This window comes from Paraclostridium dentum, from assembly GCF_012922555.1.
GTDB classification, from domain to species: Bacteria; Bacillota; Clostridia; order Peptostreptococcales; family Peptostreptococcaceae; genus Paraclostridium; species Paraclostridium dentum.
The window spans coordinates 133,005-147,562 of record NZ_WIPK01000002.1 but is presented as its reverse complement, the minus strand read 5'-3'; the positions used below and the strand labels follow the sequence as shown (position 1 = coordinate 147,562).

The 14,558-nt window shown below is 27.4% G+C and carries 14 protein-coding genes and 1 pseudogene; all 15 read right to left on the bottom strand.

The window, feature by feature from the left end:
* Positions 1–67: 67 nt before the first annotated feature.
* The 15 genes and pseudogenes from GFJ41_RS06665 to dnaJ all read right to left on the bottom strand — a co-directional run bounded on the left by GFJ41_RS06665 (position 68) and on the right by dnaJ (position 14,504).
* The gene (locus GFJ41_RS06665; protein ID WP_170074931.1) at positions 68–493 is read right to left on the bottom strand and encodes a DUF3021 domain-containing protein; all 426 of its coding nucleotides are present in this window, start codon (positions 491–493) and stop codon (positions 68–70) included.
* Between the two features lie 3 nt (positions 494–496).
* Positions 497–946 carry a LytTR family DNA-binding domain-containing protein gene (locus tag GFJ41_RS06660; protein WP_025162058.1) on the bottom strand — a complete coding sequence of 150 codons (450 nt, stop codon included), beginning with the start codon at positions 944–946 and terminating at the stop codon, positions 497–499.
* A 216-nt stretch (positions 947–1,162) separates the two neighbouring features.
* Complete coding sequence (locus GFJ41_RS06655) at positions 1,163–3,256, bottom strand: ABC transporter permease (RefSeq protein ID WP_170074930.1); 2,094 nt, start codon at positions 3,254–3,256, stop codon at positions 1,163–1,165.
* Entirely contained in the window at positions 3,256–4,011 is a 756-nt protein-coding gene (locus GFJ41_RS06650) for an ABC transporter ATP-binding protein (RefSeq protein ID WP_035114539.1), read from the bottom strand. The genes GFJ41_RS06655 and GFJ41_RS06650 overlap by 1 nt, the downstream gene beginning before the upstream one ends.
* A gap of 131 nt (positions 4,012–4,142) precedes the next feature.
* Positions 4,143–5,147 carry a sensor histidine kinase gene (locus tag GFJ41_RS06645; RefSeq protein WP_035114540.1) on the bottom strand — a complete coding sequence of 335 codons (1,005 nt, stop codon included), beginning with the start codon at positions 5,145–5,147 and terminating at the stop codon, positions 4,143–4,145.
* Positions 5,122–5,820, bottom strand: coding sequence for a response regulator transcription factor (locus tag GFJ41_RS06640; RefSeq protein ID WP_170074929.1), 699 nt, complete (start codon positions 5,818–5,820; stop codon positions 5,122–5,124). The genes GFJ41_RS06645 and GFJ41_RS06640 overlap by 26 nt, the downstream gene beginning before the upstream one ends.
* A gap of 197 nt (positions 5,821–6,017) precedes the next feature.
* On the bottom strand, positions 6,018–7,031 hold the full coding sequence (locus GFJ41_RS06635; protein ID WP_170074928.1) for a TDT family transporter: 1,014 nt from the start codon (positions 7,029–7,031) through the stop codon (positions 6,018–6,020).
* A gap of 314 nt (positions 7,032–7,345) precedes the next feature.
* Complete coding sequence (locus tag GFJ41_RS06630) at positions 7,346–7,567, bottom strand: YdbC family protein (protein WP_035114543.1); 222 nt, start codon at positions 7,565–7,567, stop codon at positions 7,346–7,348.
* A 15-nt stretch (positions 7,568–7,582) separates the two neighbouring features.
* On the bottom strand, positions 7,583–7,822 hold the full coding sequence (locus GFJ41_RS06625) for a DUF1653 domain-containing protein (protein ID WP_035114545.1): 240 nt from the start codon (positions 7,820–7,822) through the stop codon (positions 7,583–7,585).
* Positions 7,823–8,042: 220 nt separating this feature from the next.
* Positions 8,043–8,957 (bottom strand): DUF2935 domain-containing protein, encoded by a 915-nt coding sequence (locus tag GFJ41_RS06620; RefSeq protein ID WP_035114546.1) that lies wholly within the window; start codon positions 8,955–8,957, stop codon positions 8,043–8,045.
* Between the two features lie 137 nt (positions 8,958–9,094).
* On the bottom strand, positions 9,095–9,802 hold the full coding sequence (locus tag GFJ41_RS06615; RefSeq protein ID WP_170074927.1) for a YjjG family noncanonical pyrimidine nucleotidase: 708 nt from the start codon (positions 9,800–9,802) through the stop codon (positions 9,095–9,097).
* Between the two features lie 127 nt (positions 9,803–9,929).
* The gene (locus GFJ41_RS06610) at positions 9,930–10,403 is read right to left on the bottom strand and encodes a hypothetical protein (RefSeq protein WP_021429840.1); all 474 of its coding nucleotides are present in this window, start codon (positions 10,401–10,403) and stop codon (positions 9,930–9,932) included.
* A 142-nt stretch (positions 10,404–10,545) separates the two neighbouring features.
* A pseudogene (locus GFJ41_RS06600) lies at positions 10,546–11,814 on the bottom strand (dicarboxylate/amino acid:cation symporter).
* Between the two features lie 191 nt (positions 11,815–12,005).
* Positions 12,006–13,196 (bottom strand): dicarboxylate/amino acid:cation symporter, encoded by a 1,191-nt coding sequence (locus GFJ41_RS06595; protein WP_035114549.1) that lies wholly within the window; start codon positions 13,194–13,196, stop codon positions 12,006–12,008.
* A gap of 156 nt (positions 13,197–13,352) precedes the next feature.
* Positions 13,353–14,504, bottom strand: coding sequence for a molecular chaperone DnaJ (dnaJ, locus tag GFJ41_RS06590; RefSeq protein WP_021429915.1), 1,152 nt, complete (start codon positions 14,502–14,504; stop codon positions 13,353–13,355).
* Positions 14,505–14,558 lie beyond the last annotated feature (54 nt).

Below are 14,558 nucleotides of genomic sequence, written 5' to 3'. Positions count from 1 at the left end.
ATAAATCTTTTTTAGTAAGATATATACCCTATATAAATTAAATTTATCAAGATATAAGTTTAAATATCTACTTATTCAATTTTCCTAGCTTTTCATTAATACTTCTTACTCTATGACTGAATATATTCCATACCACAATATAAAAAACTATAAATGTCAATATAAATGAAGTTATTCCAAAAAAGTTCTTAGGCATCCATCCTGTTAAATATGAAATTGGAAAATATACAATTGTAATAAGTATTAAATTTATAAACGTCTGTTTTAATAAACTCCATTCTTCTATGGAGTATACAACACTTAGTCCTGTACAATAAAACCCCGTAAACGCTGAAGCTAAAAATTGAATAAAAAACTGTTCTCTTGTTGTTTCAAAACTACTTATATCGCTAGTTAATAAAATTATAAAAAACACTAATTGGCCTATAAATACCCCTCCTGGTATTCCATAACACACGCCTCTATGTATAAATGTTTTTATATATTTAATCATTTTTTAAAAACCTCCATTTTTTAAATAATCTTTTATTTTTGATATGTATCTCCTAGATATGCTTTCCTTTTTACCATTTATAAAATTAATAGTTAAATTTCCACTAAAACTCATATCTATATTTTTAACTTTCTTTAAATTTACAATAGAAAATTTCGAAACTCTGATAAATGATGTATTTTTAAAATTCTCTTCTATTTCATATAGCCTTTCATCTACTTCGTATCTAAAATCTTCAGTTTCAACAAATACTTTTTGATTTTCACTGTAGAAAAAATATATATCTTTCACATCTACTATATATACCTTTTTATCTGATTTGCCTAAAATGTATTTATTTTTTGTAGTTTTTAGTTTTTCTAAAATTTCTATAGTCTCATCATTCATTTCATTTGACCTTAATATAACTTGAATTTCTTCATACCTTTTGTCTATATCTATATCTATTTTCATGTATTTGACCCCCTATCTGAGTTTAATTATACATCATCAATTTTTTAATTCTATAAATTATATATAAAAGGTATTTTTAGTTGTATAAGCGGTATTTTTTCGAACATAAAAATAAGAAACTATAGATTTTAATATAGTTTCTTATTTTATATATTAATAAATTTAATTTTCATAAAAATATTATAATCAATTAACTAAAATTAATATTTTATAAACTTAAATATTTGCTTGTTTAATATACTTTCTTCTACTTACTAAATAGAATATCGCTTGAATAATAAATCCAACAATAAATATAGTTATTGATTTTTTCATAAATAAATCTGTAGTAGAAGGGTTAAGAACAAGCATATTTGCAAAGTATAGTCCAGTTAATCCTCCACCGATAATAGGAATAAAGAATACTAATGCTAGTTCTTTACTAATCATTAATCTAACTTCTTTTTTAAGTACTCCTATTCGATTTAGTGACGTTAATCGCTCTTCTTCTTCATCTATATCAGAAAGTACCTTGTAATATAAAATTACTCCATTAGCTATTGTAAATAGTATTCCTATAAACATCATAGTGAAAAGTAATATTCCACTTTCATTTAGTCGTAAGTTTACAAGTTCTTCTGTATAAACAGGTCTATAAGCTTCTTTAATATTTCTATCTGCATCATCTGATGTAGAATCTCCCCATAAAGATCCTTCGTTCCAGTATGATTTATCAAGCTTATTAACACCCCTTAAGTTGTTAGTTAATACATCAAAAGCTTTATCAGCATTTTCTGCATTAATTAAATGCATTCTTTTAATAGAAGAAGGAGATATATTGTTTTTTAAAGTTTCATAATCTTTATCATTTAAAATCATACCTGCACCGGTATTATATACAGCAGTATCTCTTTCATTGGTAAATTTAGAATTATCTTTTTCATTTATATCATTTTTATTTATTTTTATATAAGGCATACTTCCTAAAATTTTATTTAAATCATTCGTGCTTATAACATAATCATTCTTTGTTAATATCTCTTTAACTTTTGCTTTTTGTTTTTCATTTATAGGTGCAAAAATACTACTTGGATACTTATATCCAGTTGATTTATATTCTGTTACATAAACACTTTGCCCAGATTTTACTCTTAAATTGGTTCCCATATGTTTATTGTAATTTGTTTCACTTATAATATTTTCTGTTTGTCCTGGTTTTTCTAAAGTATAATTTCCTTTTCCGTCTTCTTGAAATACAGGTACTGACATGTATTCTAAAGCTTTATAAGTTGTTAATTTAGAATTATTTTGATTTAGTAAAGTTTTAATATCCTCTTGTTTTACTTTATTGTAATTGTCACTTTCAATAAACATAATGTCATAAGGATTATCCGCAGTCATAAGTGCTCTACTTGATGCATACATAGAGTAACCAAACCCCATACACAGCATAGCTACAGCTACTAATAGTGAAAGTATATATAAAATAGTCCTATAAGCTGTAAATCTATGAGATAAGTTTCCTAAAATTAATATATTATTATTATATGATTTTGGAAACTTACTTAAAATCCATTTAATAATATCAATAAATGATCCTATTACCATATATGGACAAACTAACATTAATAACATAAACACATATGTCATAGAAGAATTATTCTTAAACATTTCACCATGTAAAGTTTTAGGCAGACAATAAAAAGATCCTACTAATAAAATTAAAGACACAATACCTATAAATTTATTAGACTTTCCTGCTTCTTTTTTCTTAGATGATTTTATAACATCTATTATAGATACCTTTTTTATATAAGATACATTAAATATAGCATTTCCTAAAAATATTAAAACAAATATACCTATACTTAATAAAAAACTACTACGATTTAAATCATATACAAGTGGTTTAGAAATTAGTATTTTATTCAGTCCCATGTAAAATAATTTTCCAAATAAAGCTCCACTTAATAATCCAGTTATTAACGAAGCTAGCATTACCCCTAGATTTTCTATAAATATTAATTTATTTAAATTTTTTGTAGTCATACCTAGAGTTAAATACATTCCAAATTCTTTACCTCTATTTTTTAAAAAGGCAATGTTAGCATAAGTTATAAATGCTATTGAAAAAAGTGTAATCGCTATTAAAGCAAATATTACCGTTGTCTGCAAAGTTGTTTGTTTTGAACTTTCTATTACTTCTGGATTAAATATTAAGCTTCCATACATAAAAAGCATTGCAATAATTAATGAGTTAACAAAATAAAATGACATATACTTTTTAAAATTATGGGTAAAATTCTTTCGTATTACAGAAGAAAAATTCATTAGTTTTCCCCTCCTATAACACTTTGAGCTTCTAATATTTTATCAAAGAACTTCTTTCTATCTCCGTCTGATACAATCTCCATTTTTATTTTCCCATCTTTTATAAATATAATTTTTTTACAAAAAGATGCTGCAAATGGATCATGAGTTACCATTAAAACCGTACTTTCTGCATCTTTATTCATCTTAGATATAGTCTCCATTATACTATTTGCTGATTTTGAATCTAGATTTCCAGTAGGTTCATCGGCAAATATTATAGCAGGATCATTTATAAGTGCTCTTGCAGCCGCTACCCTTTGTTTTTGACCACCTGAAATGTTATATGGATATTTTTTCTTTAGTTTTTCAATACCAAAAAATTTCATCAATTCACTAACTTTATTTTTAATCATCTTTGGATTTTTCTTGTCCAAAATAAGTGGTAATCCAATATTTTCTTCTAATGTTAAACTATCTAAAAGGTTAAAATCTTGAAATATATAGCCAACGTTTTTTCTTCTAAATAAAGTTAAATCGTCTTTTTTCATTTTTACTATATCTTTATTTTTTATTAAAATCTCTCCTGAAGTGCTTTTATCAATTCCTGAAAGAATATTTAATAATGTAGTCTTTCCACTTCCACTTGGACCCATTATCCCAACAAAGTCACCTTTATTAACAGTTAGCTTTATTCCATCTAAAGCTATAACTTCCTTTGCTCCTTTATAGGAGTTGTATATTTTAGTTAAGTTATTTACATTTAAAATTTCCATATTTTGTATACCTCTCTTTTCTAAATATTATATTTTTCTAAAACTTTATAATATTAGTATAGAGCTAAGTTCAAATTTCTCTAATCGATTTACCTTACAAAACCTTACATCTTTAAAAGTGTAAAATTAATTTAAATAATTTCTTCACTTTTAAATGTAATTTTGACACTTGTACCATATTCAAACTCTGATTCTATTTCAATACTATGTCCAAGTTTTTTAGATATTATCTTTACCATATAAAGCCCAATCCCAGTTGCTGATCTTTCTCTTCTTCCATTTGACCCTGTAAAAAATGGGTCAAATACTCTTGGTAAATCCTCTTTAGATATTCCAATTCCGTTATCTTTAATTAATAATTCTATTGTATTATTAATATTATTTTTAGCTGATATCTCTACTTTATCATTAGAATACTTTATAGAATTAGATATTATTTGTCCCAACATATATTCAAACCATTTCCTGTCAGTATAAACATAAATATCTTTATCTATATTTACCTTAGGATATACCCCTTTGTATATAAAATCTCTTTTTTTAGAATTAACTACGATATTAACTAATTCATTAAGATTGCAAGAATTTATTATATAATCTCTTGAAAAATCATCTACTCTTAAAATATTTAAACATTCTTCTAAATTTTTTTTAAGAATATTATTTTCATCTTCAATATCATTAATACAACTTTTAAAATCTATACTTAAACTACTTTTTTCGCACGCTAAACCTATTACAGTCACCGATGTTTTCATATTATGAATCCACTGCGAAAACAAGATATTTCTATCACTTATTTGTTGATTTAGACCATATATTTGTTTAATGTAATCACTATGAATTTCACTAATTGTATTTAGTACTTCCTCCTCATTAGCACTTAAATCTGATACTTTATAGTTAGGACTTTTTTTGCTATCATTTAATCTTTCTGAAAATTCCCTATATTTTACAACCTCGATAATAAAATAAACTGCCATTATAAAACCACTTAACATTAATGGATATACTATTTCACTATCTTTGAAAAATAAAAAATAAAATAATAGTATTATTAGAGTGTTTATTGTAAATGCAGTTAAATCTCTAAATTTAACTTTCGCAACTTTAATTATCAATTCCATTAAAGACATATCCTACTCCCCTTTTTGTTATAATGACATTGTTTATTCCTAATTCACTTAGTTTCTTTTTAACTCTTGTCATATTAACAGTTAATGTATTATCATCAACAAAAGTCATATCATCCCATAATTCTTCTAGTATTTCTTCTCTTGTAACCACTTTTCCAACATTGCTAAAAAGTAAATTTAAAATTCCATACTCATTTTTTGTTAGTTCAATAATTTGACCTTTGTATTTTAACTTCATTCCTTCATGAACTAAATCTAATTCACTTTTATTACTTTCACTTAATCCTTTGGTTTCATTTTCTGTGCTGATGTATTCATTAGTTCTTCTTAATAAAGCATTTATTTTAGCAATAAGTATACCTATCGCAAATGGTTTTGTTACATAATCATCAGCCCCTAGTTCCATTCCTCTTATTTGTTCACCTTCATCACTTCTGGCAGAAAGTATTAGAACTGGTGTTTTATATTTATTTCTAATACACTTTAAAAAATAAAATCCGTCAAATTTTGGTAAATTAATATCTAGTATTATAAGATCTGGTTTAGCCTCTTTAACTGTTTCCATAACGTTATCAAAATTATCTATCTTAGTAACCCTATAGCCATAAACTTCTAAGTATTCACTAATATATTCTTTTAACTTTTCATCATCTTCTATTAATAAAACTTTCATTGTTGTCTCCTATTCTTTTAACTACGTTTATTCAGTGTTTAATTAAAAAGCTATATGTTTTTAATTTTGGTCTAATGTAATATAAGTTAAACATTTATAACTTCATGTTTATTATACAATTTATTTTTGAATAAATAAAACAAGGGAGTAATAAAATATTACTCCCTTGTTGGATATGCTTTTAAATTTTTATATACTTATTTTTCATGAGAGTAAAGAGTCCCACCTATTAACTCTTCTTCTTTTTCTAAGTACTCTCCAACTCTTGGGTTTATTGCTTTAAAGAACATATTTAAGAAGTTTAATAATATAAAGAATACTACATATGTTGCTATAAATATTTCTATATTACCTAATAAATTAAATATTTCTCCTAATTTTGCATGTCCTATAGATGTAAAGTATACAGCTAACTTATAAGCCGCTAAAGTAGCTATTGCTAATGGGAATGTAAATGATGCATATGTCGGTTTAAATCCTTCTTTAAATAATTTTAGTATATATCCATATACAACTACTAAAAGAATTAATCCTGTTACTATTAACCAAGTTAACATATATATATTAGGATTTGGATCTATTGTTAATATACCTACTACTCCAAGTGGCGCAGGTGAACAAACTATACCAACAGTAGGTAATTTTTTATCATCTAGTATCTCGCTTTTAAATACTATATAAAGAACTACTGGTAAAAGTATTGTGTAGAATACAAATCCAAACATTAACATGAACTGAGCTATTTCAGGTATTATACCTCCCATACCTTTACTAGCAACACTACCTGTTATCATACCTGTATATACGATAAAACAAGTTGGCATTATATTGCTAAATTTCTTTTCTTTAATTCTTATTACTGTATAAAAAATAATTATTGCATAATGATATATAGCTGCCCCTATCCATAATGTACTACATACGGTTGGAAACTTAGGATAGAAGTATCCTGAAACTAACCAAGTTACCATCCCAAGAGTTGGGTAAAATGTTCCTACAACTGGGTCTTTTAATTCTTTATACATTACTTTTGGAAATTTTATTAATCTTATAATCATAAGAGTAAGCATTCCTAATGCTATAGATATAGCAATTGGTTTTAAATATCCGATATCTTTAATTTGCCAACTATTACTAAGTGTTATAAATGCTAAGCACGTTCCACTTATACCTATGTGCATGTTCTCAAGTTTATTTATATATTTATTCATTTAACCACCCTCTATTATGATATTTTGTATTTATAAATTATTTTTTTAAGTCTGATTTAATTTTTAATTACATACATATATATACCTCTCAAGTATTGATTTTACACAGTTTTAATCAATTTTACTAATTCAAGTTTTTCATACTTATTATTTATTTTTTTAATGATTATCTATGCATCCATTAATTTTACTTATCTTTAGCTAATTTTAGTTTTGAAAATTTCATAGTTTTTTTTGCATAAAAATACCCTATATAAACAAACATTTTTATCAATGTTTGATATATAGGGTACATAAAATATAATTATTAAATTTTATAAGTCTATATCATTAAGAATTCTTTTAAGTTCTCTTAATTCATCTGTACTTAAAGTTAACCCTTTTCCCATTTTATCATGATTTGAATCCCAATCTCTTATATCAAATTTAGGTGGTCTATCATTCCAACTTACTAAATTTAATTCTTTTGTCCATCCATTTGAAGATTCCGAAATAACACCAAAGTTTTCTTGTATATCAAATTTTATACCTGCCATATCATCACCTCTTAATTATTTTCCTGTATATAGTTCAAATCTATAAATTTGATTAGTTATATTATCTTCTCTTCCTTCTTCTACCTTCTCTTGAAACATTTTAAGTGGTCTAACATACATATCATAAGGAGGATAAAGCATTTGATATGATACTAATTCCTCTCCCGTTTCTGAATGTTTCACTATACTATGTACATAATATAAGTTTCCTTTAAAATGTCTGTATGGTCTTTTCTCTTGTATTTCATAAGTCATAATATCACCTCATTTCTAAATCATTTCAATATATATTTTATACCTATTTTTATTTTATCTATCTGATATATTATACAATATTTTTATATTATTTCTAAATAATAATATATTTAGTAAACTTTGTAAATAAATTTCAATCTAAAAATGAACTCTATTAAATAGAGTCCATTTTTAGATTGAAATTTATATTGTGTAAAAAATAAAAATGTATTATCTGTAATTACATTGACTTATAACTTTCTAATAACCTTATATAATGATTAGCTTCTCTTAATACGTGGTCTCCAAGAAGTGGTAGTATTATAGATTTTATTTTACAGCTAGCAATTCCTTCTGTTCCTGCTTGTTTAAAATTCTTAAGGTCAATAGTTTGATTTAAAGTTTCATCTATAGTGCTTTTTATTGTAACATCGGTCATTGCTTTTGCCTCTTTTATAAGTTTATTAAAATCATCTGCAAATTCATCTGCTGTTTCAATCAATTTATTTTCAGAAGGATCAAGTAATCCTCTAATAAATAGTGCATGTTCCATCATTATTTGATCCCAGAATAACTCCGTTTCTTTAGCATCTTTAGAATCAATATCAACCCTATTATCAAGATCCTCTATTAACGACAGATATAATTTTGCTTCACGAATTATATGTTCAATAAGTAATGGATAATTAGTTGTAAATAAGTTACAAGATAATACTCCGTCTAATACTGTTTGTTTAAAATTAATAAGCCCCTTAATAATTTTTTTTGCATTTGCATTAAGTTCACTTACATAATTTATTAATTTAGTACTTACCTGTGGATTATTTCCACTACGCAATCTAGACTCTAACATGGTTATATTTTGATTTATTTCTATTCCTGTTAAGTTTTGTGTTTTTTGTTCTGTCCCCAATGTGTAATCGGTAATGATTTCTCCAGATTTTAAAACCTCAGGTCTAATTATCCCATTGCTAGCGCTTATTGCATATGATAATAATTTTTCAAACTCTTTTTTGTAATGTTCTGCACTATTTGCTAAATCCGAGTTTTTGGGTGTAAATCCAGCCTCTAAAAAAAGTGAATGTTCTTTCATTATTCTTGCAAAAAATAAATGTACCTCAAGCGATAAAATAACATACTTTTGATCGTTTATCATATACTCCTCCTAAAAAACATTTTGCTGTATACTATGCATAAAAACTTTGATTAGTGAATAAAAAACGGCACAGGATTTCTCCTATACCGTTTTTTATTGTATTTTAAATTTTAACATTAAAATTTTTACTTATAATATTAAACAGCTAAACTAGCTTCTTTATTTAACATTGATAATAGTTCAGATATATCAGAAATTTCGTATGTAGGTTTTATGTCGTTAGATTTTTTATCTAAAGGATCAAACCATACACAGTCAATACCAAAATTATTAGAACCCTTTATATCAGAAGCTAAACTATCTCCTATCATAAGAGTATCTTCTTTTTTCATAAAATCGTACTTATTAAAAATTATTTCGAAAAACTTAGAATTTGGCTTTTCAACTCCCATTTCTTCTGAAATAAATATATCATCAAATAAATACATCATTTTCGAATCTTTAAGTCTTTGTTTTTGAGTCTTTCCTATACCATTAGTTCCTGCAAATATCTTGTATCCTCTATTTTTTAATTCCATTAAAGTTTCCATAGCTTTAGGAATTGTTTTATGCCCTTTAGTTAAGCAATTTTGATATTCTTTTTCTACTATTTCACCTTTAACATCATATCCATACAAAGCAAAAAATTCTTCGAATCTTTTAGTTAGTGCCTCTTCTTTTTCTATAGTTCCTTGTTCTATCTGACTCCAAAATCCTCTATTTATAGACTTATACTGATTAAATGATTTTTCATCAAAAGGAATATTATACTTTTTAAAAATAACCTTTAAAGAGTTTCTTTCGTTATCTTGAAAGTCTAATAAAGTATCATCTAAGTCAAATATTAAATGTTTATATTGTTTCATGTCTTCACCTCTTTTTATATAATACTCTATTTTAATTAAAAATAATATGGATTTAATTAAATTTTGAATCTAAATTAGCTTGTCCTATTTAAATTAAAAATAGAGAAGAGCTTAAAAGTACTCTTCTCTAACATCCACAATTAGGGGTAACTTCTACAGGTATAACTCTATCTAAATCAGTTCCCTTACAACACATTTTTAAAAATCCGCAACCTACCCTTTCCCCTACAAATGTTGTGCAAAAACACCCATCTCCAAAACTAAGAGCTGGACTAAAGCTAAGATTTCCTATGCTGTAATCAGATAGTTCAAATTCAATAAGAGGATTCTTTACAGGGTGGCCGTGCTCATCTACTAATATTCCAAATATCATTTGCTTACAACCGCACATAACCTCAACCTTATACGGGAACATTAATTTAAGACAAACAGGTCTTGGTCCATGAGGCTTGCATTCTGGTTTCTTTTTCTTTCTACCCCTATAGCTATCATCTAATACAAGTTCTTCCTTATCAAAATTTATTTTATCTAGTATAAACTGATGAAGTTCTTCTTCATTCGTTATATGTTTTCCATCTATCATAAAATTAAATTTACTCATAAACCCTCCCACCTCATAATAATTTTAAAGAATACTATATATTATGTTTAAGTCTTGAAAGTTGTTCATACTAAAATAGAGTATTAATTTTTGTATAATAAAAAAAGCAGTAATCTTAACCTAAGATTACTACTTTTCCCTGTTAACTTGCCTTTTTAAAAGTTTCAACTTCTTCTTTTAACCAATTTTTACCTTCAACTAGTCTTGCAACTAGCATAGAACTTACTGTATTTCCAGTTGTGTTAAGTACAGTGTTAGGTATATCTGTTATTGTAGTTATTACTGTTAATAAAGGAATTGCTTCAACAGGGAATCCGAAGATGCTTACCACGAGCATCTCACCTATAAGTCAGCCACCTGCTACAGGAGCCATAAATACTCCAACAACAAGTACTGTAACTAATAAGTTTAATATGTTCGATGGATCTGCCATATTTCCACCTAGTATGCCAGTTAAAAATGCAACTTTTACTATAACGGATAATACGGAACCATCTTTATGTATATTAATCCCTAAAGGTATAACTGTTTCAGCTATATCATCTGGTACCCCTATTTTTTTACTTGCTTCTAAGTTAGATGGTATACAAGCAGAGCTTGAAGATGTCGCAAGAGCTGTAGCTATTGGACTTATAGAGTTTTCATAGAATTTCTTAACTCCTTTTTTACCACCTGATAAGTATGCATATAATGTATAACATACTGCAAAGTATATTGCAGCTAATACACAATAAGTTAAAAATACTCTTATGTAACCTGCTATTATTTCTTGACCTAGTTCACCTATAATCGATGCTGTATAACATCCTAAACCTATAGGCCCCAACTTCATTATAATTCCTACTACATTTAATATTACATTTGTTCCTTCATTAAGTATGTTCTTTATAGTCTTTGCTTTTTCTCCTAAAACGGCAATTGAACTTCCTATTAGTACTGCAAATACTACTAATTGTAATAAGTTACCGCTTGAGAACAATTCACTAAAATCAGAAACTGTAACTGAATTTACTATTTGAGTTAGTAAATTTCCTTTTGATGCTAATTTTTCTTGATCTGGAGCAACCATCATTTCTTTTACTGAGTGAATATCGATTCCTTTTGATGGATTGAAAATTATAGTACCTATAATACCTACGACTGCCATTACTAATGTAGTTAATGTGAAAACAATAATTACATTTTTCATTATTTTCCCGAATCTTTGCATGCTATTGACGTTTGCAACCCCCGATGCAACGCTGAAGAACACAAGTGGGACTACTATCATCATGATTAAATTGATGAATAAATCTCCAAATGGTTTAAGAACTGTAGCTTTTGGCCCTAGTATAAGTCCTACTATGGCTCCAATTATTGTACAACCTAGTAACACAAATGAAGACTTATACGTTTTTAAAAAGTCTTTCATGTGTAAACCCCTTTCCTGATATGAGTATATTTGTCGCTCCCGAAGAACATTGTATTCAAAATAATTTTCAAAGTCAATGAGTATAGTTTTTTACAATATTTTACATATATTATATAGTTTTTAACTATATATAGGAAAACAATGTAAAAATAAGGCTATGAACTTAATATCCATAGCCTTATATATTAATCTTATATTGATTTTTCTTCACTTTCTTCTTTTATATTTTTCTTATTTGCTACTCCGGTAAGCATAAGCGTTAACGCTCCATCAGCAGTTACATTACACGCTGTTCCAAAACTATCTTGAAGCGCAAATATAGTTAAAATAAGAGCCGTTCCTGTCTCATTAAATCCTAGCACACTAGTTATTAATCCAAGTGATGCCATAACTGTTCCTCCTGGAACTCCTGGAGCACCTATAGCAAATATACCAAGTAAAACTATGAATAATATCATCGATGATACATCTGGTAACTTACCATAAAGAATTTGTGAAACTACCATAACGAAAAATACTTCTGTTAAAACTGATCCACATAAATGTATATTTGAAAATAATGGTATTGAGAAATTTAAAATATCTTTTCTTAAAACTTTGGATTTTTTCGCACATTCAATTGAAACAGGCAAAGTTGCCGCTGAAGACATACTTCCTACAGCAGTTAAGTATGCAGGTCCATAGTGTTTTAATACTTCCATAGGATTTTTACCCGACATAAACCCACTTAAAGCATATAAAAATGCAAGCCATATAAAATGCCCTATAAGAACTATAATGATTACTTTTATAAATACTGGTAATTGATTTGTTATAGATCCTTCATAAGCTAATGTTGCAAATGTAGTTGCAATAAAAATTGGAAGCAATGGAATTACTATTTTTTTTACTAAACTAAGAACTATATCTTGAAATTGATCTAGTAGTTTTTCAAATAAATCTGCCTTTGTCCAAGCAGTTGCAAGACCTAATATTATTGATAAAAATAAAGCACTCATAACAGGCATAATTTGAGGAATGTCTAATTGAAATATAAGAGCTGGCAATTCTCTTAAAGTGTCTGTAGTTGATTGTATTGATAATTTTGGAATTAACATATATCCGAAAATAGCAGAAAATGTAGCTGCTCCGATAGAAGATATGTACGCAAAGGTTATAGCATACCCTAAGAGTTTAGAAGCATTGCTTTTAAGTTTTGCAATAGATGGAGCTATAAATCCTATTATTATTAAAGGAACTGCAAAGAAAATTACCTGACCTAAAATATACTTTAATGTTACTATAACATTCATAAAAGATTTTGGTGAATAAAGTCCAATTAACAGACCTAAAAAGACAGCTAATATGAGTTTGAATATTAAGCTATCAAATAATTTTTTCATAAAAATCCCCCCTCTTTAAATGTTATATAAACAAAATAGTATAGTCAACTAACTCTTCACTTTATAGATATTTTCAATAAAATCTGTTTATCTGTATAGAGTTTTTTTATACATCAAAAAATGAACTCTAATTAGAGTTCATTTTATCTTATACTTTTATTTTCCTTTAAAAAAGTCTTCTATCTTTTGTCCGAAAGTCTTCTTTTTTTCATGAACTTCATCTCCACAAGACTCCGCAAATGCTTTTAGAAGTTCTTTTTGATTATCATTTAATTTTTTAGGAATTTCAACTGTAACCTTAACATATTGATCACCTCTTGCATTCCCTCTCATTTTTGATATACCTTTTTCTCTTAATCTAAATACTGTTCCTGTTTGAGTTCCTGCTGGAACATTATACATTACTTTACCATCTAAAGTAGGAACTTCTATTTCGTCTCCAAGTGCAGCTTGAACAAATGTTATAGGTAATTCAAAGTATACATCATATCCATCTCTTGTAAATAATGTATGAGGCTTAACATTTACTATTATATATAAGTCTCCCCTAGGTCCACCTTTTGATCCTAAGTCACCTTGACCACTTAACTTAATTATTTGATCATTATCTATACCTGCTGGTATATCAACTTCTATAGTTTTAGTTTTTCTAATCTTTCCATTTCCACTACATTTAGGACATGGTGATTCTAAAACTTCTCCTTCTCCGTTACATGTAGAACAAGTTCTAGTACTCATTATATTTCCAAATGGTGTTCTTTGAGCTGTTCTAACCTCTCCAGAACCGTTACATGTTGGACAAGTTTTTTTAGATGTTCCATCTTTTGCGCCGCTTCCGTGACATTCACTACACTCTTCAGTTCTATTTATCTTTATAGATTTTTTAACTCCAAATGCAGCTTCTTCAAATGTGATAGTTACAGTTTGTTTTATGTCAGCTCCACGTTCAGGACCTCTTCTTCTAGGTCTTCCTCCGCCAAAACCGCCTCCGAACATATCACCAAATATATCTCCGAATATATCTTCAAAGCCTCCAGCTCCACCGCTAAAGCCTCCAAATCCGCCTTGTCCTCCGAAGCCTCCATTTACACCATCATGACCAAATTGATCATAATTAGATCTCTTTGTATCATCTGATAATACTTCATATGCTTCGTTTACTTCTTTAAACTTTGCTTCTGCTTCTTTATCATCTGGATTTCTATCTGGATGATATTTCATTGCAAGTTTTCTGTATGCTTTTTTTAACGTTTGTGCATCAGCACCTTTGTCGACACCTAATACTTCATAATAGTCTCTTTTAGCCACGCTTGCCACCACCTTCGTATTACATAACAATAGCTTGTAGACGTCTACAAGCTA

Excerpts from the sequence above, each read along its gene's own strand:
- GFJ41_RS06645 (WP_035114540.1), bottom strand. The coding sequence starts at position 5,147 with ATGTCTTTAATGGAATTGATAATTAAAGTTGCGAAAGTTAAATTTAGA.
- GFJ41_RS06660 (WP_025162058.1), bottom strand. The coding sequence starts at position 946 with ATGAAAATAGATATAGATATAGACAAAAGGTATGAAGAAATTCAAGTT.
- GFJ41_RS06640 (WP_170074929.1), bottom strand. The coding sequence starts at position 5,820 with ATGAAAGTTTTATTAATAGAAGATGATGAAAAGTTAAAAGAATATATT.
- GFJ41_RS06610 (WP_021429840.1), bottom strand. The coding sequence starts at position 10,403 with ATGAGTAAATTTAATTTTATGATAGATGGAAAACATATAACGAATGAA.
- GFJ41_RS06635 (WP_170074928.1), bottom strand. The coding sequence starts at position 7,031 with ATGAATAAATATATAAATAAACTTGAGAACATGCACATAGGTATAAGT.
- GFJ41_RS06650 (WP_035114539.1), bottom strand. The coding sequence starts at position 4,011 with ATGGAAATTTTAAATGTAAATAACTTAACTAAAATATACAACTCCTAT.
- GFJ41_RS06665 (WP_170074931.1), bottom strand. The coding sequence starts at position 493 with ATGATTAAATATATAAAAACATTTATACATAGAGGCGTGTGTTATGGA.
- GFJ41_RS06620 (WP_035114546.1), bottom strand. The coding sequence starts at position 8,957 with ATGATAAACGATCAAAAGTATGTTATTTTATCGCTTGAGGTACATTTA.
- GFJ41_RS06630 (WP_035114543.1), bottom strand. The coding sequence starts at position 7,567 with ATGGCAGGTATAAAATTTGATATACAAGAAAACTTTGGTGTTATTTCG.
- GFJ41_RS06625 (WP_035114545.1), bottom strand. The coding sequence starts at position 7,822 with ATGACTTATGAAATACAAGAGAAAAGACCATACAGACATTTTAAAGGA.
- GFJ41_RS06655 (WP_170074930.1), bottom strand. The coding sequence starts at position 3,256 with ATGAATTTTTCTTCTGTAATACGAAAGAATTTTACCCATAATTTTAAA.
- GFJ41_RS06595 (WP_035114549.1), bottom strand. The coding sequence starts at position 13,196 with ATGAAAAAATTATTTGATAGCTTAATATTCAAACTCATATTAGCTGTC.
- GFJ41_RS06615 (WP_170074927.1), bottom strand. The coding sequence starts at position 9,802 with ATGAAACAATATAAACATTTAATATTTGACTTAGATGATACTTTATTA.